Annotated in this window: 18 protein-coding genes and 1 tRNA gene; 7 read left to right on the forward strand and 12 right to left on the reverse strand. The window is 66.6% G+C overall.

Annotated features, from left to right (window positions below; genetic code table 11):
- Positions 1 to 129: 129 nt before the first annotated feature.
- Both FM104_RS13300 and FM104_RS13305 read right to left on the reverse strand, forming a co-directional pair.
- Positions 130 to 1,224 carry a VIT1/CCC1 transporter family protein gene (locus FM104_RS13300; RefSeq protein ID WP_087132728.1) on the reverse strand — a complete coding sequence of 365 codons (1,095 nt, stop codon included), beginning with the start codon at positions 1,222 to 1,224 and terminating at the stop codon, positions 130 to 132.
- A 138-nt stretch (positions 1,225 to 1,362) separates the two neighbouring features.
- Positions 1,363 to 3,105 carry a DEAD/DEAH box helicase gene (locus FM104_RS13305; protein ID WP_179206806.1) on the reverse strand — a complete coding sequence of 581 codons (1,743 nt, stop codon included), beginning with the start codon at positions 3,103 to 3,105 and terminating at the stop codon, positions 1,363 to 1,365.
- A 102-nt stretch (positions 3,106 to 3,207) separates the two neighbouring features.
- Here FM104_RS13305 and FM104_RS13310 point away from each other — a divergent pair, with 102 nt between their 5' ends.
- Positions 3,208 to 4,041, forward strand: coding sequence for an SGNH/GDSL hydrolase family protein (locus FM104_RS13310; protein ID WP_087132730.1), 834 nt, complete (start codon positions 3,208 to 3,210; stop codon positions 4,039 to 4,041).
- A gap of 23 nt (positions 4,042 to 4,064) precedes the next feature.
- On the opposite strand, the gene FM104_RS13315 is transcribed toward FM104_RS13310, so the two are convergent.
- Positions 4,065 to 4,865 carry a TrmH family RNA methyltransferase gene (locus FM104_RS13315; RefSeq protein WP_087132731.1) on the reverse strand — a complete coding sequence of 267 codons (801 nt, stop codon included), beginning with the start codon at positions 4,863 to 4,865 and terminating at the stop codon, positions 4,065 to 4,067.
- Between the two features lie 67 nt (positions 4,866 to 4,932).
- Between FM104_RS13315 and FM104_RS13320 the strand changes: the two genes are divergently transcribed.
- Together FM104_RS13320 and FM104_RS13325 are read left to right on the forward strand one after the other, a co-directional pair.
- Positions 4,933 to 5,772: a Sir2 family NAD-dependent protein deacetylase gene (locus tag FM104_RS13320; protein WP_087132732.1), complete on the forward strand. Its 840-nt coding sequence runs from the start codon at positions 4,933 to 4,935 to the stop codon at positions 5,770 to 5,772.
- Between the two features lie 24 nt (positions 5,773 to 5,796).
- Positions 5,797 to 6,381, forward strand: a complete 585-nt coding sequence (locus FM104_RS13325; RefSeq protein WP_087132733.1) for a histidine phosphatase family protein — start codon at positions 5,797 to 5,799, stop codon at positions 6,379 to 6,381.
- A 27-nt stretch (positions 6,382 to 6,408) separates the two neighbouring features.
- On the opposite strand, the gene FM104_RS13330 is transcribed toward FM104_RS13325, so the two are convergent.
- Genes FM104_RS13330 through FM104_RS13350 form a run of 5 tightly spaced genes read right to left on the reverse strand, consistent with a single transcriptional unit; the run spans position 6,409 to position 12,355 of the window.
- Positions 6,409 to 7,212 carry an HpcH/HpaI aldolase/citrate lyase family protein gene (locus tag FM104_RS13330; protein ID WP_087132734.1) on the reverse strand — a complete coding sequence of 268 codons (804 nt, stop codon included), beginning with the start codon at positions 7,210 to 7,212 and terminating at the stop codon, positions 6,409 to 6,411.
- A complete protein-coding gene (locus tag FM104_RS13335) occupies positions 7,213 to 7,689 on the reverse strand; it encodes a MaoC family dehydratase (RefSeq protein ID WP_087132735.1) in 477 nt (158 codons plus the stop codon). It lies immediately after the preceding gene.
- A gap of 9 nt (positions 7,690 to 7,698) precedes the next feature.
- Positions 7,699 to 8,865, reverse strand: a complete 1,167-nt coding sequence (locus FM104_RS13340) for an acyl-CoA dehydrogenase family protein (protein ID WP_087132736.1) — start codon at positions 8,863 to 8,865, stop codon at positions 7,699 to 7,701.
- Complete coding sequence (locus tag FM104_RS13345; protein ID WP_087132795.1) at positions 8,862 to 10,793, reverse strand: ATP-binding protein; 1,932 nt, start codon at positions 10,791 to 10,793, stop codon at positions 8,862 to 8,864. Before FM104_RS13345 ends, FM104_RS13340 begins: the two co-directional genes overlap by 4 nt.
- A gap of 8 nt (positions 10,794 to 10,801) precedes the next feature.
- Entirely contained in the window at positions 10,802 to 12,355 is a 1,554-nt protein-coding gene (locus FM104_RS13350; protein ID WP_087132737.1) for a carboxyl transferase domain-containing protein, read from the reverse strand.
- Between the two features lie 98 nt (positions 12,356 to 12,453).
- On the opposite strand from FM104_RS13350, the gene FM104_RS13355 reads away from it, so the two are divergent.
- On the forward strand, positions 12,454 to 13,059 hold the full coding sequence (locus FM104_RS13355; protein WP_087132738.1) for a TetR/AcrR family transcriptional regulator: 606 nt from the start codon (positions 12,454 to 12,456) through the stop codon (positions 13,057 to 13,059).
- Positions 13,060 to 13,090: 31 nt separating this feature from the next.
- Here FM104_RS13355 and FM104_RS13360 read toward each other — a convergent pair whose 3' ends face one another.
- Genes FM104_RS13360 through pdhA form a run of 3 tightly spaced genes read right to left on the reverse strand, consistent with a single transcriptional unit; the run spans position 13,091 to position 16,606 of the window.
- Positions 13,091 to 14,461, reverse strand: coding sequence for a dihydrolipoamide acetyltransferase family protein (locus tag FM104_RS13360; RefSeq protein ID WP_087132739.1), 1,371 nt, complete (start codon positions 14,459 to 14,461; stop codon positions 13,091 to 13,093).
- Positions 14,458 to 15,492 (reverse strand): alpha-ketoacid dehydrogenase subunit beta, encoded by a 1,035-nt coding sequence (locus tag FM104_RS13365; protein ID WP_179206807.1) that lies wholly within the window; start codon positions 15,490 to 15,492, stop codon positions 14,458 to 14,460. The genes FM104_RS13360 and FM104_RS13365 overlap by 4 nt, the downstream gene beginning before the upstream one ends.
- Before the next feature lies 1 nt (position 15,493).
- Positions 15,494 to 16,606, reverse strand: coding sequence for a pyruvate dehydrogenase (acetyl-transferring) E1 component subunit alpha (gene pdhA / locus FM104_RS13370; protein ID WP_087132740.1), 1,113 nt, complete (start codon positions 16,604 to 16,606; stop codon positions 15,494 to 15,496).
- Between the two features lie 169 nt (positions 16,607 to 16,775).
- Between pdhA and FM104_RS13375 the strand changes: the two genes are divergently transcribed.
- Positions 16,776 to 17,249: an Lrp/AsnC family transcriptional regulator gene (locus FM104_RS13375; protein WP_087132741.1), complete on the forward strand. Its 474-nt coding sequence runs from the start codon at positions 16,776 to 16,778 to the stop codon at positions 17,247 to 17,249.
- On the opposite strand, the gene FM104_RS13380 is transcribed toward FM104_RS13375, so the two are convergent.
- The gene (locus tag FM104_RS13380) at positions 17,221 to 18,123 is read right to left on the reverse strand and encodes an alpha/beta fold hydrolase (RefSeq protein WP_087132742.1); all 903 of its coding nucleotides are present in this window, start codon (positions 18,121 to 18,123) and stop codon (positions 17,221 to 17,223) included. The two genes, FM104_RS13375 and FM104_RS13380, sit on opposite strands and share 29 nt — an antisense overlap.
- Positions 18,124 to 18,189: 66 nt before the next feature.
- On the opposite strand from FM104_RS13380, the gene FM104_RS13385 reads away from it, so the two are divergent.
- Together FM104_RS13385 and FM104_RS13390 are read left to right on the forward strand one after the other, a co-directional pair.
- Complete coding sequence (locus FM104_RS13385) at positions 18,190 to 18,453, forward strand: hypothetical protein (protein WP_087132743.1); 264 nt, start codon at positions 18,190 to 18,192, stop codon at positions 18,451 to 18,453.
- Positions 18,454 to 18,529: 76 nt separating this feature from the next.
- Positions 18,530 to 18,602, forward strand: a tRNA-Arg gene (locus tag FM104_RS13390).
- The last annotated feature ends 26 nt before the right edge of the window (positions 18,603 to 18,628 follow it).

Below are 18,628 nucleotides of genomic sequence, written 5' to 3' on the forward strand. Positions count from 1 at the left end.
ATCATGAGCAGATTTCCCACGATCAGCCGTCAACGATGTGGTGAATTCCGACACCCCTCCGCGCACGGAACAGAAGGCCTCGGATCCAAGGATCCGAGGCCTTCTTCCGTTGTCGGCAGGTGCGCCGTGCTACAGCACGGTGACGCCGAAGAGCAGGCCCAGCGCGTACGTGATCGCGGCCGCCCCGAAGCCGATCGCCAGTTGGCGCAGTGCCCGGCGCAGCGGCGGGCCGCCGGAGAGGATGCCGACCATCGCGCCCGTCAGCAGCAAAGCGATGCCCACCAGCGCAAGAGCGACGACGATCGCGGTGAATCCGGTGAGACCGAAGATCCAGGGCAGCACCGGGATGATGGCACCCGAGGCGAAGAGCAGAAAACTGGAGACCGCTGCTGCCCAGTCGCTGCCGATGATGTCGTGGTCGCTGTGCGCGACGTGGGTGCCGACGGCACCCGTGCTCGCGCGGCGCGCGCCCACCTGGGCCGCCGTGACGACGCGCTGTGCACGCAGCAGGGACTCCTGCTCGCTCATCCCCCGGGCTCGGTAAACGAGCGAGAGCTCATTCGCGTCGATATCGAGATCGCCTGCAGACGCGTCGGCGGCATCATTGGCTTCGGTTGCTGCGAGGAGCTCGCGCTGTGAGCGCACCGAGACGAATTCGCCGGCACCCATCGAGAGTGCCCCGGCGAGAAGCCCAGCGATACCGCTGAAGAGCACGAACTGCGGCGCGATGCCGGTAGCACCGATGCCGAGCACGAGCGCGAGGTTGGATACGAGCCCATCATTCGCGCCGAACACCGCAGCTCGGAATGACCCGGCGAGTCGACGCCGGCCTCGTACCGCCAGCCCGCGCACGACCTCGTAGTGCACCTTCTCATCAGCGCGCATCGCGGCGGTGGCATGCTGCTCGGAATCGTAGGGCGAGCGCGCCTCCGCACTCTGCGCGAGCGCGAGCACGAAGATCGACCCGAATCGGCTGGCCATCCAGCCCAGCATCCTCGAGCGCAATCCTGCCTTCGGCAAGCGGACGGGTTCTTCGCCGAGCAGATCCAGCCAATGCTGCTCGTGACGGCGTTCAGCCTCCGCCAGCGCCAGCAGAATCTGCCGTTCTTCCCCGTCTCTGCGCGCGGCGAGTCGCGCATACACCGCGCCTTCTGCGCGTTCCTCGACGAGATAGCGGGCCCACTGCCGCCGATCTGCGGCGGTGGGCTGTGCGGGCGCGGTCATGAAGCCTCCGGGCTGGGGGTGAACATTCCACGCTATCGAGCGCGCCGCCCGCACAGCGCACCCGAGCGATGATTGTCAGGATTTCGGACTCCCCAAACGTCGGCACGGAGAGCCCCGGCCAGCATCGGTACGCGTCGATCAGGAGCGAACGCGCTTGCGCAGGATTTCGATGCGCGACTGCAGCTGCGTCACTGTCGCCTGGGAGACAGCGGGTCCGCCGCACATACGACGCAACTCGGCATGCACAGCGCCGTGCGGCTCCCCGCTCTGTCGGGCGTACAGCCCGACGAGACTGTTCAGCAGCTGCCGCTGCTCGCGCAGCGTGCGGTGCAGGGGCGCCGGAAGAGTGGTGGTCGCCTCGGGTGGTGCTGAGGCCTCACGTGCTTCGCGCAACCGGCTCTGTCTGCTCTGGCGCTGCATGAGAAGCTCGTGCACGTGCTCGGGTTCTAGCAGCCCAGGCAGGCCGATGAACTCTTCTTCTTCGGGCGTCCCCGGCTCTGCGAGTTGTCCGAAATCCTTGCCCTCGAAGACCACCCGATCAAAGTGCGCGAGCGAGGAGATCGCCTGATAGCTGAACTCCTGAGTGAGCGCGTCTGAGGCATCGTCTTCGCGGTTGGCGCCCTCGAGCAGCGAATCCTCGAGACCGTCATCGTCTTTGTCGCGGCGATCGAGTGCGTGATCGCGCTGACGCTCCATCTCGTTGGCGAGCGTCATCAGCACGGGAACGTTCGGCAGGAAGACACTCGCTGCCTCACCGCGTTTGCGCGCCCGCACGAACCGGCCGATGGCCTGGGCGAAGAACAGCGGCGTCGACGACGACGTGGCGTAGACGCCGACGGCAAGACGCGGCACGTCCACCCCCTCCGACACCATGCGCACCGCCACCATCCAACGCCGACCGTTGGTGGTGAACGCGTCGATCCGCTCGGAGGCCGTCGCATCATCTGACAGCACGACCGTCGGCTGCTCACCGGTGAGACTGTGCAGGATCTTCGCGTACGCACGCGCGACGGTCTGATCCGTCGCCAGCACCAGGCCACCGGCATCCGGCACATGATGACGGATCTCGGTGAGACGCCGATCCGCGGCCGACAGCACCGCCGGCATCCACTCCCCCTCGGGGTCCAGCGCCGTGCGCCAGGCCTGCGAGGTGACGTCCTTGGTGTTGTCCTGCCCGAGGTGCGCTTCGAGTTCGTCACCGGCGCTGGTGCGCCACCGCATCTTGCCCGAATACATGTGAAAGAGCACCGGGCGCACGACGCCATCGGCGAGGGCACGCCCGTAGCCATAGGCATAGTCGGTGGACGAGATGCGGGCGCCCGACTGGTCGGGGTGGTACTCGACGAACGGAATCGGCGCCGTATCGCTGCGGAACGGCGTGCCCGACAGCAGCAGTCGGCGGGTCGCCGGCGCATACGCATCGCGGATCGCGTCGCCCCAGCTGAGCGCGTCGCCGCCATGGTGCACCTCGTCGAGGATGACGAGAGTCTTCGCCGACTCGGTGAGGTGGCGGTGGACCGATGAGCGCGCGGCAACCTGCGCGTAGGTGACGACGGCCCCGTGATACTGCTTGGAGGGCGCCCAGTGACTGTTGCGGAAGCGCGGATCGAGTCGGATGCTGACGCGTGCCGCCGCATCCGCCCACTGGGTCTTGAGGTGCTCTGTGGGCGCGACGACGATGATGCGGTTGACCTCGCCCATCCGCATCAGCTCCACTGCGAGTGTCAGTGCGAATGTGGTCTTTCCTGCGCCGGGGGTCGCCGCCACGAGGAAGTCTCGCTGATCGGCCGCATAGTAGGCGTCGAGTGCCTCTCGCTGCCACGCCCTCAGTTTGTCGGCGGTACCCCAAGGAGCGCGCTGAGGAAAAGACGGAGAAAGCATCGACTCAACGATAAGCCAGGCCGCCGACATCTCAGCGCAGCGGGTAGGCTCTCATCCGGCACGCCGGGCGTCTCTGCGGCGCCGCGTTCGAAGGAGCAGACGATGACCGACCAGGAATCCTCTAGAACCCCCTACATCGCCAACGCCGGACCGCACCCATGGCGGCGCTTCGTCGCCGTCGGCGATTCGTTCACCGAAGGCATCGGCGATCCGGATCCGCACACGCCGGGCAGCCACCGGGGCTGGGCCGATCGCGTCGCCCAGGTCCTGGCTCGGGACGTCGACGACTTCGCATACGCGAACCTCGCGGTGCGAGGAAAGCTCATCGCACAGATCATCGCCGAGCAGATCAAGCCGGCGATCGATCTGAAGCCGGACCTGATCTCGATCTGCGCAGGTGGCAACGATGTGATCCGCCCCGGCACTGATCCGGATGACATCGCAGCTCAGCTCGAGAGCGGTGTCTCCCAGCTCGCCGCAACCGGCGCGGCCGTGCTGCTCTTCACCGGAATCGACACCGGGTTCACCCCGGTCTTCCGGGCGTTCCGCGGCAAGGTCGCGATCTACAACGAGAACGTTCGCACGATCGCCGAGCGGCACGACTGCATCGTGGCCGACCAGTGGGCGCTCAAGGAGATCCAGGACACGCGCTTCTTCGCGGATGATCGTCTGCACTTGAACCCGCTCGGGCATCACGAAGTGGCGCGGATGGTGCTGCGGGCGCTGAATGTTCCCAACGAGCTGCAGGTGATGCAACCCGAGCCCATCCCGGTGCGCACGTGGCGTGAGGCCCGGGCAGAGGACATCGGCTGGGCGCGTGAGCATCTCGTGCCCTGGGTGCTGCGCCGGCTTCGGCACCAGTCATCGGGCGATCATCTCGCGGCGAAGCGCCCGGATGCCGTCCCCTTCCCACGCGAGCTCGGCGAAGACGACTGACGGCGAAGGCGGATGCCGCGAGGTCAGCGGCTCATCGCCCACAGCGCCACCGCCGCAGCGGAAGCGACATTCAGCGAGTCGACACCACCGGTCATCGGAATCGTGACGACCGCGTCCGCAGCATTCAGTGCTGCCGAGGAGAGCCCCTCGCCCTCTGCGCCCATCACCAGCGCAACGCGCTCCGGCCGGGATGCCGCGTAGGCATCGAGCGCGACCGCATCGTCGTCGAGGGCGAGTGCTGCGATGGCGAATCCCCGCTGATGCAGCTGCTCGGCAGCATCCGACCACTCGCCGATGCGAGTCCACGGCACTTGGAAAACGGTCCCCATGCTGACGCGCACGCTCCGGCGGTAGAGCGGGTCGCCGCAGCGCGGCGTGATGAGCACGGCATCCGCACCGAGGCCTGCCGCCGCCCGGAATGCCGCACCGATGTTGGTGGGGTCCCCGATGTCCTCCAGTACGAGAACAAGCTGCGCACCGTCGATCACCTCGGCGAGCGGGCGCTCCGCCGGGCGATGCATCGCGGCCATCACCCCGCGATGCACGGCGAAGCCCGTCACCCGCTCAGCGACGTGATCAGCGACGACGTACACGGGAACGTCTCGATCCCCCAGCAGATCACCGACAGCATCGACCCACTTCTGCTGCGTCAGCACCGAGCGCGGCCGATGTCCGACCGCCAGGGCCCGTTCGATCACCTTCGCGGACTCGGCGATGTACAGCCCGCCTACCGGTTCCTGCACGCGCCGCAGGGCGGTGTCGGTGAGCGATCGGTAGTCATCGAGCACCGGGTCATCGGGATCGCTGATGGGTGTGAGCTGCATTCCTCCACTCTGACAGCACCACCGTCTGCCGACATGTTCGGCGGCATAGACTGCCCACGTGCGGGCTATGCAACTCTCTGATCAGGCTAGCGACGGGGTCGACCGCGCTGTCGAGCTGCTTCGCGGCCGGAAAACCGCTGTTCTCACCGGGGCAGGCATTTCCACCGACTCCGGCATTCCCGCCTACCGCGGTGCGGGCGCGCGCACGCGAGCGACACCGATGACGATCCAGACCTACCTTTCCGATCCTGATGCTCGCCGCCGCTACTGGGCCGGAGGGCATCTCGGCTACCGCACCTTCACGTCGACCCAGCCGAATGAGGGGCATCGCGCGCTGGCGGAACTCGAGAAGCTCGGCGCCGTCTCCGGAGTGATCACGCAGAACGTCGACGGTCTGCACCTGCGCGCGGGCAGTCGCCGCGTCGTAGAGCTGCATGGAACCATGCACCGTGTGCACTGCCTCGACTGCGGTCAGGTGTTCGATCGACGTGCCGTCGCCGATCAGATCGACGAGCTGAACCCGTGGATCACCGTGCCGGAGAACGCGGTCATGAATCCCGACGGTGATGTCTCCCCGTTGTCGTCAGAGCAATTCGTCATCCCGCCGTGCACCGTCTGCGGTGGCATGCTCAAGCCCGAGGTCGTCTATTTCGGCGAGTTCGTTCCGACTGCCAGGTTCCGTGCGTCGGAGTCTCTGGTGCATGCGTCGGAAGCTCTTCTGGTGGCGGGGACCTCATTGGCCGTCAATTCCGGCATCCGCGTCATCGAACGCGCCAGGCGACGCGACATGCCACTGGTGATCGTGAACCATGAGCCGACGAAGGCCGACGGTTGGGCGGATGCCGTCATCGCAGGTGGCACCACTCCGGTGCTCAGTGCGCTCGCCAGTCGTCTCAGCGCCTCCTGAGCACGGGTCGCATAGGCTCAAGGGGTGACTCTGCTGACTGTTGTGCGCCATGGCCAGACCGATTGGAATCTCGACCGACGTATTCAGGGCGCGACGGACATTCCGCTCAACGACACCGGAAGGGCGGATGCGAAAGCCGCCGCAGCGGTTCTGTCCGGCGGATCGTATGACGCCATCTACGCCAGCCCCTTGCTGCGCGCCACCGAGACCGCGCAGATCATCGCGCGCGAACTCGGCCTCGCAGAGCCGGCCATGACTCGAGGCATGCGCGAACGTCACTTCGGCGACGGCGAGGGACTGCACGTCGACGACTACCTCGCCCGATACGGAGACTGGCACGCCGTGGTTCCGCAGGCGGAAACGCTCGTCCAGGTGGGTGAACGCGCGATGGACTCACTGGATCGGATCGTGCGCGCCTCACGCCGGCGCTCGGCACCGCGCGCCGAGTCACTCATCGTCGTCAGCCACGGCGGCGTCATCCGGGCACTGCTCATGCATGCCTCCGGGGGAACGCTTCCCCGCGAGGGCGATGTACTGCGCAACGGATCCGTGCACCGCTTCATCGCCGAACGCGGCACGATTCGACTGCTCGAGTCGACACCCGCCTGATCGGCCGTTCACGCACGCTGATGGCGATCAGCCGCGCGCGATGACCGCTCTCGCGTGACGCAGCACCGGTTCGTCGATCATCCGGCCATCGAAGCGGAAGACGCCGCGCTCGCCATCGGCGGCGGCCAGCACCGCCTGTGCCCAGGAAAGGGTGGCGTCATCGGGCCGGTAGGCCTCTCGAATGACGGCGACCTGTTTCGGGTGGATGCACGCCGTTGCTCCGAAACCGGATGCCACAGCATCCGCCGCCTCGGATGCCAGGCCGTCCAGGTCTTCGATGTCGAGGTGAACGGCGTCGATCGCCGTCTTGCCGCATGCACCGGAGGCGAGCAGCACCTGTGCTCGTGCAGTCCGTGCGACGTCACGGTATCGGCCATCGGAGTATCGGCTGGACATTCCTCCCAGCGAGGCAACGAGGTCTTCCGCTCCCCACATGAGAGCAACTGTTCTCGGGTGAGCCGCTATCGCCCCTGCGTGGTGCACACCCCGCGCGGTCTCACACAGGGCGATCAGACGGAATTGGTCATCGAAAGCATCGAGTGCGGCGGGATCTTCGCTCTTGGCGACCATGACCATACGGAACGGGGTTCGTGCGACAGCAGCGAGATCATCCGCGAAGTGGTCGGTGTCGGGAGCGTTGACCCGAACGATCACCCGGGAGGGATCGAGATCGGCGGCGAGCAGATTCTCTCTAGCCTGCGCCTTTGCAACAGGCAGCACAGCGTCTTCCAGGTCGAGGATGACAGCATCCGCCTTATGCAGCGCCCCGGCGAATCGCTCGGGGCGATCCGCCGGGCAGAACAGCAGCGCGGGTCCGAGATCGAAAGACATCTATGCCCCTTCCGGCATGCAGTGCATGAGCGCGGTGCGAGTGGCCATGGCCACGACCGTGCCGTCCTGGTTGCGCCCGGTGTGTGCGATCGTGCAGATGCCCTGACCAGGGCGAGATGAAGACAGGCGTTTGTCGACGATGAGGCTCTCGGTGTAGAGAGTGTCGCCGTGGAAGAGCGGATGCGGGAAAGCGATGTCACCGAGCCCGAGCTGCGCGACCAGCGTGCCCTGGGTCAGCTGTCCGACCGAAGCGCCGACCATGGTCGACAGCGTCCACATCGAGTTCATCAGCCGCTGCCCGAACGGCTGCTGCGCCGCGGAGAACGCCGCATCAAGATGCAGCGCCTGTGCGTTCATGGTGAGGGTCGTGAACAGGACATTGTCGGCCTCGGTGGCGGTGCGCCCCGGCCGATGCAGGTAGCGAGCGCCGACTTCGAACTCCTCGTAGTAGAGCCCGCGCTGAACGATATCGGTCATATCCACACGCTACCCGGACAGTCCCAGGGCACGCGCGATGACCAGCAGCTGCACCTCGGTCGTGCCCTCGCCGATCTCGAGGATCTTCGAATCACGGTAGTGCCGGGCGACGGAGTACTCGTTCATGAACCCGTTGCCGCCGAAGATCTGTGTGGCATCGCGTGCGTTGTCCATTGCCGCGTCTCCGGAGACGAGCTTCGCGATCGCGGCCGCTTCGGCGAACGGCTTTCCCGCGTCGCGCAGTCGCGCTGCGTGGTGCCACGCGAGCCTCGCCGTATGCACGCGGGCCCGCATGCGCGCCAGGGTGAACTGCGCGTTCTGACGGGTGCTCAGAGCGGCGCCGAAGACGATGCGCTTCTGCGCGTAGTCGACAGCGGCTTCCAGACAGCCCTCGGCTGCTCCGGTCGCGAGGGCGGCGATTGCGATGCGCCCTTCGTCGAGGATGCTGAGGAAATTGCGGAACCCGGTCCCCCGTTCTCCGATCAGATTCTCGGCGGGTACCCGCACGTCCTGGAAAGTGAGCGGGTGGGTGTCGGAGGCATGCCAGCCGACCTTGTCGTAGGCGGGCTCCACGGTGAATCCAGGTGTGCCGTTGGGCACGAGGATCGTCGAGATCTCCTTGCGGCCATCCTTCTCTCCGGTCACGGCCGTGACCGTGACGAAACGCGTGATGTCGGTACCGGAGTTCGTGATGAACTGCTTCGTGCCGTTGATGACCCACTCGTCTCCGTCCAGACGAGCCGTCGTGCGCGTCGCACCGGCATCGCTGCCGGCTTCAGGTTCGGTCAGGCCGAAACCGCCGAGTGCTTCACCGGCGAGCAGGCTCGGCAGATACTCGCGCTTCTGCTCTTCGGTGCCGAACCGGTAGATCGGCATCGCGCCCAGGCTGACACCGGCCTCGAGCGTGATCGCGATCGACTGGTCTGCGCGCGCCAGCCCCTCGATCGCGATGCCGAGTGCGAGGTAGTCGCCGCCCTGCCCGCCGTACTCCTCAGAGAACGGCAGTCCGAACAGCCCCATCTCCCCCATCTGGCGAACCACGTCGAGGTTCAGAGTGTGCGTGCGGTCTGCTTCATACGCCTGCGGCGCGACGACCTGTTCGGCGAAGTCGCGCACCATGGCAGCGAGTTCGCGCTGGTCCTCGTCGAGATCGGCGTGGCTGAGTGCGTCGGTCATACTGTCTCCTGTTCGCTGACGCGGGCGACGGGTTGGTCGCGCCGCACCTGGTCGCCGAGCGCGACCAGCAGATGCACCGTGCCGTCGTGCGGCGCGAGCACCGGATGCTCCATCTTCATCGCTTCGATCGACACGAGCGGGTCGCCCGCTTTGACCGTGTCGCCATCCGCCACATGCACCGCCACGATGCTCCCCGGCATCGGCGCGCGGCCTTCCGGCTCGCGCGGGCCGGATGCCGGCATCCGTTCGGCAAGGCGTCTCCGCATCGAGGCGCGACGCGACAGCGGCCGCAGCCGCATCGTCAGTCCGCGCTCCGATACCCAGACCTCGCCGTCCGCATCGGCTGCAGCCGCAGCCGTTCCCGCGGTAGTGCCGGCAGGCGCGTCAACCACCCGGTCATCGTCGGTGAGGAAGGACACTGCCGGTGACGTGGTCTCCGCACCAAGACGCCAGCCTGCCAGGGCGTGCCAGAGCGAGTCTGCACCTGCTGTCGTCGAGGAGGACGCCGACGACAGAGCGGCAGCGGCGCCCAGCATCCGATCGGTGGGCTCTTGCGGAGCCAGTGGCAGCATCGTCTCGATGAGTCCGGTATCGAGATCTCCGGCGACGACCCGCTCATGCTGGCACAGCGCACGCAGGAACGCGATGTTCGTCTCGACGCCGAGCACGGTCGTGCGGGCGAGGGCAGAGTCGAGCCGGCGCAGAGCCGTGGCGCGATCGGGACCGAACGCGATCACCTTCGCGATCATCGGATCGTAGAATCCGGTCACCTCGGAGCCGGTCTCCACCGCTGCATCCACGCGGACGTCTTGCGGGGCCGCGAAGAGCAGCACGCGTCCGGTCGACGGCAGGAAGCCCCGCTCGGGAGCTTCCGCATAGACACGCGCCTCCACCGCGTGGCCGCGCACCTCGGGCAGATCCGGCAGTGCGCCGCCGGCGGAGACCAGCAGCTGCAGCGCGACGAGGTCGGAACGCGTGACCGCTTCAGTCACCGGGTGCTCGACCTGCAGGCGCGTGTTCATCTCGATGAAGAAGATGTCATCGACAGCATCCGCTTCGACGAGGAACTCCACGGTGCCCGCGCCGACGTAGTCGACGCTCTTCGCTGCGGCCACCGCGGCATCGAGCAGACGCTGACGCACACGGTCTGGAAGGTGCGCGGCCGGCGCTTCTTCGATGACCTTCTGGTGCCGACGCTGCAGCGTGCATTCGCGCTCGCCGAAAGCCTGCACAGTGCCATGCGCGTCGCCGAAGATCTGCACCTCGATGTGTCGCGGCCGCTGCACAAGCCGCTCAAGCACCATGGCATCGTCGCCGAAGGCGGCGAGAGCGACGCGACGAGCGGTCGCGAGCGCCGACGCGAGACCGTCGCCGTCGTTGACGACCTCCATGCCCTTTCCGCCGCCGCCCGCGCTCGGCTTCACCAGCAGCGGGTAGCCGACTTCGTCGGCTCGTGCACGGATCTGCGCGTCATCCAGTCCTGCCGCGTTGAAGCCGGGCACGACGGGAACACCATGCTGTGAGACGTGGTCACGAGCCCGTGCCTTGTCGCCCATGATCTCGATCGCGCGCACGTCCGGACCGATGAAGACGATGCCCGCCGCGGCGCACGCCGTGGCCAGTGACATGCTTTCAGACAGGAAGCCGTAGCCGGGATGGATGGCCTGAGCGCCGGTCGCCTGAGCGGCTGCGACGATCGCGTCCACCTTCAGGTAGGACTCGGCTGCCGGGGCGGAGCCGATGTGCACCGCCTCATCTGCTTCGCGCACGTGGGGCGCGTCCTCGTCGGCATCGCTGTAGACAGCAACACTGCGGATGCCGAGTGTGCGCAGCGTGCGGATGATTCGTCGGGCGATCTCACCGCGATTGGCGACGAGGACGGTGTCGAAGAGGGTGGTGTCAGACGCCGCGGCGTCATGCTGAGTCATCATCTGTGTCACATCCGGAAGAGGCCGAAGCGCGGGTCGGGCAGGGGGCTTCGCGAGACGACGTCGAGGGCAAGACCCAACAGGTCACGCGTCTGATCCGGGTCGACGATGCCGTCGTCCCACAGGCGAGCAGTCGCGTAGTAGGGCTCCCCCTGCGCCTCGTACTGGGTGCGAATCGGCGCTTCGAACGCCGTCCGCTCGTCGGGGCTCCAGGAGGTTCCACCGGCGGCGAGCTGGTCTTCTTTCACTGTGGCGAGCACGGATGCCGCCTGTGCACCGCCCATGACGGAGATGCGGCTCGCGGGCCACGTCCACAGGAACCGCGGAGAGTAGGCGCGCCCGCACATCGAATAGTTCCCGGCGCCGAAGGATCCGCCGATGATCACGGTGAGCTTCGGCACGCGAGTGGTAGCCACCGCAGTGACCATCTTCGCGCCGTCCTTGGCGATCCCCCCGGCTTCGGCATCTGTTCCGACCATGAAGCCGGTGATGTTCTGCAGGAAGAGCAGCGGGATGCCGCGCTGATCGCACAGCTCGATGAAGTGGGCGCCCTTCAACGCCGACTCGCTGAACAGCACGCCGTTGTTGGCGACGATTCCGATCGGGTGGCCGTGCAGCACGGCGAATCCGGTGACCAGCGTTGTGCCGTACTCGCGTTTGAACTCGTGGAAAGAATCTGCGTCGATGAGGCGGTCGATGACCTCGTGCACGTCATAGGCAGCATTCACATCGACCGGCACCGCGTCGTAGAGGCTGCTCGCGTCGGCCGGCTCGCGGCTCGGCACGACGGTCCACGCCGGTGCTGCGGGCAGCGGGAGTGTGGCAACGATGTCGCGCACGATCTCGAGCGCATGCTCGTCGTCTTCGGCAAGGTGGTCGACGACCCCGGATCGACGTGCGTGCAACTCACCGCCACCGAGCTCTTCGGCGGTGACGACCTCGCCGATCGCGGCTTTCACCAGTGGTGGTCCGCCCAAGAAGATCGTGCCCTGGTTGCGGACGATCACGGTCTCGTCGCTCATCGCGGGCACATATGCGCCTCCCGCAGTGCACGATCCGAGCACCGCCGCGATCTGCGGGATGCCCTCGGCCGAGAGCCGCGACTGGTTGAAGAAGATGCGCCCGAAATGATCACGGTCGGGGAACACCTCGTCCTGCTTGGGCAGGAACGCACCCCCGGAGTCGACAAGGTACAGGCATGGCAGCCGATTCTCGAGCGCGATCTCTTGCGCACGCAGATGCTTCTTCACGGTGAGTGGAAAGTACGTCCCACCCTTCACCGTGGAGTCATTGCAGACGACCATCACGTGCCGACCGTGCACGAGGCCGATGCCGGCGATCACTCCGGCCCCGGGTGCATCGCCGTCGTAGAGACCGTACGCCGCGAGGGGCGCGACCTCGATGAACGGGCTCCCCTCGTCGAGCAGTCTCATGACCCGATCCCGCGGCAGCATCTTGCCGCGCGCGACATGCCGCTCACGCGATCGCTCGGGTCCGCCGAGCGATGCCTCGGCCAAACGTTCGCGCAGTTGAGCGGCAAGCGTCTGCTGGGTGGCGACCATCGTGCGTCCTCCTCGACTCACAGCTGATGCTGATTTCTGGCAGCAAATTGGTTAGTGTTCACTAACCCGACAATTCAGGTTAGCGAGGATTAACCGAAATGACAACGCCCAGCACAGCCCGCGAACGAGCGAAGGCCGCGCGCACCGACGCGCTGCTGATCGGTGCAGCCGAGTTGTTCGCAGAACGCGGCTACCCTGGCGTGAGTTTGGAAGACATCGGCGCGGCTGTCGGTGTCTCCGGCCCGGCGGTCTATCGACACTTCGCCGGCAAGGCCGCCCTGCTCGCCGCGCTGCTGATCAGTGTGAGCGAACGGCTGGTGGCGGGTGGCCAGCAGGTTTCGGCAGCATCCGCGACGCCGGTTGAGCGCATGCGCGCGCTGGTCGCGTTCCACGTCGACTTCGCACTCGGAAACGCCCACGTCATCCGCGTGCAGGACCGCGACATCGTGCACCTCTCCCCCGCGGCCCGCGAGGACGTGCGTCGACTGCAGCGCGCCTACATCGAGCTGTGGATCGACGCCCTCGCCGATCTCGTCGACGGCGATCGTGACACTCTGCGGTTGCGAGTGCAGGCGTGCTTCGGGCTGCTGAACTCGACCCCGCACAGCACGAGTGCGGCACTGCGTGCGCGAACCGACACGGCAGGGGTGCTCGCGTCGATGGCGCTGGCAGCACTGAGCGCCGAGACGGATGCTGAGAGCTGAGACGGCTCAGCTCTCAGCATCCGCCATCAGATCAGAAGAGCATCGCCCGCCCGGGCTGCTCGAGAATATCGGCAACATCCTTGAGGAAACGCGAACCCTCGGCGCCATCGACCAGTCGATGATCGAACGAGACGCTCAGGGTCATCATCTGACGCAATGCGATCTCGCCGCGGTACTCCCACGGCTGGCGGCGAACGGCACCCACAGCCAGGATGCCGCTCTGCCCCGGGGGCAGGATCGGAGTACCCGCGTCGATCCCGAACACACCGATATTGGTGATCGAGAACGTGCCTCCGCTCAGGTCAGCAGGTCCGGTCTTGCCGGAACGGGCGGTCTGCGTCAGCTGCTGCAGCGCATCAGCCATGCCGGTCAGCGAGAGGCTCTCCGCGTCGCGAATGATCGGGACGATGAGTCCACGATCGGTAGCGGCAGCGATGCCGAGGTCGACGAAATGGTTCTCGATGATCTCGCCCGCAGGCTCGTCCCACGTCGCGTTCAGCGAGGGGTTTCGGCTGAGCGCCAAGCACACTGCCTTCGCGATCACGACGAGCGGACCGATGCGGTGTTCCGCGAGTGACTTATCGGCACGGAACTGCTCGATGAGCTCCATCGTGGCCGTGACGTCGACGGTGTGGAAGGTCGTCACGTGCGGGGCGCTGAACGCGCTCTTCACCATCGCCTGTGCGGTGTGCTTGCGCACGCCCTTCACCGGGATGCGCGTCTGCGCCCGGTCACCCGACGGGCGCCGAGGCGTCGCCGGCGCGGACGCAGCCTCGGACGGGCTGGCCGTTTCGGAAGCGGGGGCGCCGACGCGGTCGGCGTATGCATCTACGTCGGATCGGGTGATCACCCGATCGCCCACTTCTGCGGCAACCAGTACCAGATCGACGCCTCGACGCTTCGCATGCGCGCGCACCGGCGGCGTCGAGCGTGGTCGCTCGCCCACGGTCGGCTCCGCAACGGTCGGTGGCAGGGCGTCGTGCGGGGCAGCTTCGCGCACCGCGGCATCCGCCACCGTCGATCCGGATGCTGCAGCCGCGCCGCGCCGCGCACGGCGTGCCGGTCGACCACTGCTGGCGGGGGCTGCGCCGTAGCCGACGAGGTTCGGCTGGGCCTTCTCCTCAGCATCCGACGAATCGGGTTCCGCTGACCCGCTCTCTTCGCCGTCGACGTCGAACGCGATCAGCGGTGCTCCGACCGCGATCGTCTCGCCGGCTTCGGCGTGCAACGACGTGACCGTGCCGGCGTACGGTGATGGCAGCTCCACAACTGCTTTCGCTGTCTCGACTTCGGCGAGCGTCTGGTTGAGCATCACGGTGTCGCCGGGCTTGACCATCCACTGCACCATCTCGGCCTCGGTCAGGCCCTCACCCAGATCGGGCAACCGGAATTCCGCGTTCATCGCTGAGCTCCTGTCGTTTCGGCGGCGTCACTGAGGCTGTTCGGACGCTCCAGCACGCGATCGACGGCGTCGAGGATGCGGTCGAGGTCTGGCAGGTGGAACTTCTCAAGCTTCGCCGGCGGATACGGAATGTCATGTCCGGTGACGCGCACGGGAGCCGCCTCGAGGTATTCGAAGCAGTACTCGGTGATGCTCGCGATGATCTCGGCGCCGACGCCGGCTTCTCGAGACCCCTCGTGCGCGACGACCACCCGGCCGGTGCGGCGCACCGCGGCGGCAACAGTGTCGTAGTCGACGGGCGACAGCGAACGCAGGTCGATGACCTCCAGAGAGATGCCTTCGTCCTCGGCAGCGGCCGCCGCATTCAATGCGGTGCCGACCATGGCTCCGTACGTGATGATCGTGGCATCCGTTCCCGGACGCACGATGCGGGCCAGTCCCATCGGCGGCGCGTCGGCGAGGGGCGCGTCGAGATCGACTTCGCCCTTCTGGTGGTACAGACGCTTGGGCTCGAAGAACAGCACCGGGTCATCGCTGGCGATCGCCTGGCGGAGGCAGCGGTAGGCATCTTCCGGGTCGGACACGGCGATGACACGAAGCCCGGCGGTGTGCACGAAGTACGCCTCGGGCGACTCGGAGTGATGCTCGGCTGCACCGATGCCACCCGCCCACGGAACGCGGATCGTGATCGGCATCTTGACCCTGCCCTGCGTGCGGTAGTGCAGCTTTGCGACCTGCGAGACGATCTGATCGAAGCCGGGGTAGATGAAGCCATCGAACTGGATCTCAACGACCGGACGATACCCACGGAAGGCCAGGCCCACCGCGGTTCCGATGATGCCGGATTCAGCGAGTGGAGTATCGACGACGCGCTTCGCGCCGAACTCATCGAGCAGCCCGTCGGTGATCCGGAACACACCTCCGAGCGCGCCGATGTCCTCCCCCAGCAGAACGACCTTGTCGTCGTCGCGGAGAGCCTGACGGAGACCGGCGTTGAGCGCCTTGCCCAGAGTCATCTTGGTCTTCGTCATCTCACGCCGCCTCGTACGCGGCGAGGTACGCCGCGAACTCGTCGCGTTGACGCTCGAGCCCCGAGTGCGGCTCGGCGTACACCCCGTCGAAGACCGCCAGCGCCGGACGGGTGACCATCCCCAAGCAGGCGGCGCGCATGTCGCGTGCCACGGTGTCTGCTTCAGCCTGCACGGCATCCATGTGATCCTGCGACAGCTCACCTGCTGCACGCAGGTGCGCCTCGAGTCGCGAGATCGGGTCGCGGCGACGCCACTTCTCGAGCTCGGCCTCATCGCGGTAGCGCTTCGGATCGTCGGCTGTGGTGTGCGGGCCCATCCGGTAGGTGACGGCCTCGATGTAGGCGGGCCCCTTGCCGGTGCGCGCGTGGTCGAGCGCCCACCGCATGGCTGCGACGCAGGCGAGCACGTCGTTGCCGTCGACGCGCATACTCGGGATGCCGAAACCGGGCGCTCGACCGGCGAGCGGGAACTGCGACTGCAGTCCGACCGGCTCCGAGATCGCCCAGTGGTTGTTCTGACAGACGAAGACCACGGGAGCCCGGTACGAAGCGGCGAAGACCATCGCTTCGTTGACGTCCCCCTGGCTGGTAGCGCCGTCGCCGAAGTAGGTCACCGCGACCTCGTCTGCACCGTCGTACTGGATGCCCATCGCGTAGCCGACGGCATGCAGCGTCTGTGCGCCGATGATGATCTGCAGCGGCGCGATGCGCAGCGCGTCGGGGTCGTACGCCGCGCCCTCTTCGCCTCGCCACATGCGCACGTAGTCGCCCGGGTCCGCTCCCCGTGCGTACATGACGCCCGTCTCGCGGTAGCTGGGGAACACGTAGTCGCGATCCTGCAGCGCGCGGCCAGTGCCGATCTGCGCGGCTTCCTGCCCGTTGCACGGCGCCCAGAGGCCGAGTTGGCCCTGGCGCTGCAGCGCAATGCCCTCGGAGTCGATGCGGCGCACGACGACCATGTCACGATGCAGATCGCGCAGCGTCTGGAAGTCGACGTCCTGGATGTACGGATCGAGTTGCGGGTTCGGCATCCGCGTTCCGTCTGGCGCGATGATGCGCTCAGTCAACTCGAGATCGTTCTCGGTATCGACGATCGGTGTGGTGTGCGGTGACATCTGCGTCCTCCTGACGTGGCGGCCTTCGTGGGGCATGCACGGCTGTGCCGACGGCTTCGTCGGGCTTAAGGAGATCGTACGTCGACCTGACACGTCGCTCAACCATGTCTGCGGCGGTTGAGCATGTTGCGCAATTCACACCCATGGAGCACTGCTATCGTGTGGCACTATGCCCGCTCTTGACCGCATCGATCTCGAACTGCTCACAGCTCTCTCCGAGGACCCCCGGACGACCGTCGTTGCACTCGCTGAACGGCTCCGCCTTTCGCGCAATACGATCCAGGCGCGCCTGGCCCGACTGGAGCAGACGGGGGTCTTTGAATCGTATGAGCGCTCGTTCTCTGCCGAGGTGCTGGGCTTTCCGCTGCAGGCGTTCATCAGCATCGGGGTTAGACAGACCGAGTTGCCGCGGATCATCGGCGAACTCGCCCGGGTTCCAGAGATCGTGCAGGCTCACGGGCTCAGCGGAACGATCGACCTATTGGCGCGCGTGGCATGCCGGGACGCCCGTCATCTATTCGATACAGACGCGCGAATCCTGTCGATCGAGGGCGTCGAGCGCACCGAGACATCGCTCGCGATGGGCGAGGTCATCCCCTTCCGGGTTGCCGGTCTCATCGGCCTCGCGCGGCGGGAAGTCTAAGAAACCGTCGGATCGCACCGGCTGCTTCGGCGGGCGCTTCGTAGTGGATCAGGTGGCCGACATCGGCGATCTCTACGAGTTCGGAGTCGGGGAACATCGTCGCCAGACGGCGCTCGGCGTCGATCGGCGTGATGTCATCGCGCTGGGCGGCGATGAGCAGCGTGGGCACATCGATGACTCCTGCGAAAGCACGCACGTCGTGCGACACGCTGGTGATGAAAGCCTCGTGCAGAACTTCGCGGTCGGCGAAGCGGGAGAAGTACGTGTCGTGCTGGTCGTGGATGAAGCGCCGCAGCGCCGCGTCCCGCGTCTTCGCCATGGCAACGCTCGTCACGCGCACGGTGAGCGGATGCCGCAGCAGCGCGGTGCCCAGCTTCTCGGGCAGTCGAGCGCCGAGTGCGTAGTACAGGACCGCGATCCGCGTCAGGACTCCCTTCGGCCCCTCGAGAGCCGGAGCCCCGATCGGGTTGACCAGGATCAGCCGAGGCGTCTCCAGCCCTCCCGCGACCGCGGCTGACGTGACGATCGAACCGAACGAGTGCCCGAGGATGATCGCACCTGGCGCAACGGTGCGGGCGAACTCGCACAGCCAGCCGGTGTAGAGGCCGAGGTCATGCTCACGGCCCGGCACGGGTGGCGTTTCGCCGAACCCCGGCAGGTCTGGCGAGATCACCCGCACACCGGGCAGGTACGCGATCACGGGCTCGAGTCCGTGATGCTCGCCCCGGAACCCGTGCACTGCGATGATCGTCGGCACGTCTTCGCGGTCCGGCCCATAAGCCCAATATGCCGTAGTGGAACCGAGAACCGTGACCTCACGTCGCTCGACAGGAATCTCGCCGAGTCGGGCGGCATAAGGGGATGCGACGGGCATGCCTCGAGTCTACGCGTGCCCAATGTCGGTGCCCGTCCTTATGTTCGAAGAAAGGAAGGAAACATCATGCGAACGTTCACCGACACTCTGCCCTCGATCGAGTGGGACACCCCTGCTCTGCGCTCTCGCCACGAGCATCTCGAACGTGCCGGAGATCGACTGTGGCGCGTCGTCGATGGTCGCGGAAGCATCCGCGGGCACTTGAGGGTCGTCGCTGACCCTCTCGGCATCCGCTACCGGGCTGAGCGGCTACATCTGTTGTCAGGCGGCTTTCGACTCGTAGGCGAATTCTGGGACGCGGACGATGCGGTGGCTGCACTCCGACACTGATCCCGACCGCGGATTGACATCGGCGGCGAAGCCGGGATTCCTCAGCACACTGAGAGACCGGTACCCTAGAACGCACCCCCTCGTAGCTCAATGGATAGAGCAACGGCCTTCTAATCCGTCGGTTGCGCGTTCGAGTCGCGCCGAGGGGACAACAGCATCTTTCCCAGCGAGCGGC

Source organism: Microbacterium esteraromaticum (genome assembly GCF_900163815.1).
GTDB classification, from domain to species: domain Bacteria; phylum Actinomycetota; class Actinomycetes; order Actinomycetales; family Microbacteriaceae; genus Microbacterium; species Microbacterium esteraromaticum_B.

Bases quoted from the DNA above. Each gene is read 5' to 3' on its own strand.
- FM104_RS13365 (WP_179206807.1), bottom strand. From the start codon at position 15,492: ATGACGAAGACCAAGATGACTCTGGGCAAGGCGCTCAACGCCGGTCTC.
- pdhA (WP_087132740.1), bottom strand. From the start codon at position 16,606: ATGTCACCGCACACCACACCGATCGTCGATACCGAGAACGATCTCGAG.
- FM104_RS13375 (WP_087132741.1), top strand. From the start codon at position 16,776: ATGCCCGCTCTTGACCGCATCGATCTCGAACTGCTCACAGCTCTCTCC.
- FM104_RS13350 (WP_087132737.1), bottom strand. From the start codon at position 12,355: ATGGTCGCCACCCAGCAGACGCTTGCCGCTCAACTGCGCGAACGTTTG.
- FM104_RS13380 (WP_087132742.1), bottom strand. From the start codon at position 18,123: ATGCCCGTCGCATCCCCTTATGCCGCCCGACTCGGCGAGATTCCTGTC.
- FM104_RS13320 (WP_087132732.1), top strand. From the start codon at position 4,933: ATGCAACTCTCTGATCAGGCTAGCGACGGGGTCGACCGCGCTGTCGAG.
- FM104_RS13330 (WP_087132734.1), bottom strand. From the start codon at position 7,212: ATGTCTTTCGATCTCGGACCCGCGCTGCTGTTCTGCCCGGCGGATCGC.
- FM104_RS13345 (WP_087132795.1), bottom strand. From the start codon at position 10,793: ATGACTCAGCATGACGCCGCGGCGTCTGACACCACCCTCTTCGACACC.
- FM104_RS13360 (WP_087132739.1), bottom strand. From the start codon at position 14,461: ATGAACGCGGAATTCCGGTTGCCCGATCTGGGTGAGGGCCTGACCGAG.
- FM104_RS13385 (WP_087132743.1), top strand. From the start codon at position 18,190: ATGCGAACGTTCACCGACACTCTGCCCTCGATCGAGTGGGACACCCCT.
- FM104_RS13300 (WP_087132728.1), bottom strand. From the start codon at position 1,224: ATGACCGCGCCCGCACAGCCCACCGCCGCAGATCGGCGGCAGTGGGCC.
- FM104_RS13310 (WP_087132730.1), top strand. From the start codon at position 3,208: ATGACCGACCAGGAATCCTCTAGAACCCCCTACATCGCCAACGCCGGA.
- FM104_RS13315 (WP_087132731.1), bottom strand. From the start codon at position 4,865: ATGCAGCTCACACCCATCAGCGATCCCGATGACCCGGTGCTCGATGAC.
- FM104_RS13340 (WP_087132736.1), bottom strand. From the start codon at position 8,865: ATGACCGACGCACTCAGCCACGCCGATCTCGACGAGGACCAGCGCGAA.
- FM104_RS13355 (WP_087132738.1), top strand. From the start codon at position 12,454: ATGACAACGCCCAGCACAGCCCGCGAACGAGCGAAGGCCGCGCGCACC.
- FM104_RS13335 (WP_087132735.1), bottom strand. From the start codon at position 7,689: ATGACCGATATCGTTCAGCGCGGGCTCTACTACGAGGAGTTCGAAGTC.
- FM104_RS13305 (WP_179206806.1), bottom strand. From the start codon at position 3,105: ATGCTTTCTCCGTCTTTTCCTCAGCGCGCTCCTTGGGGTACCGCCGAC.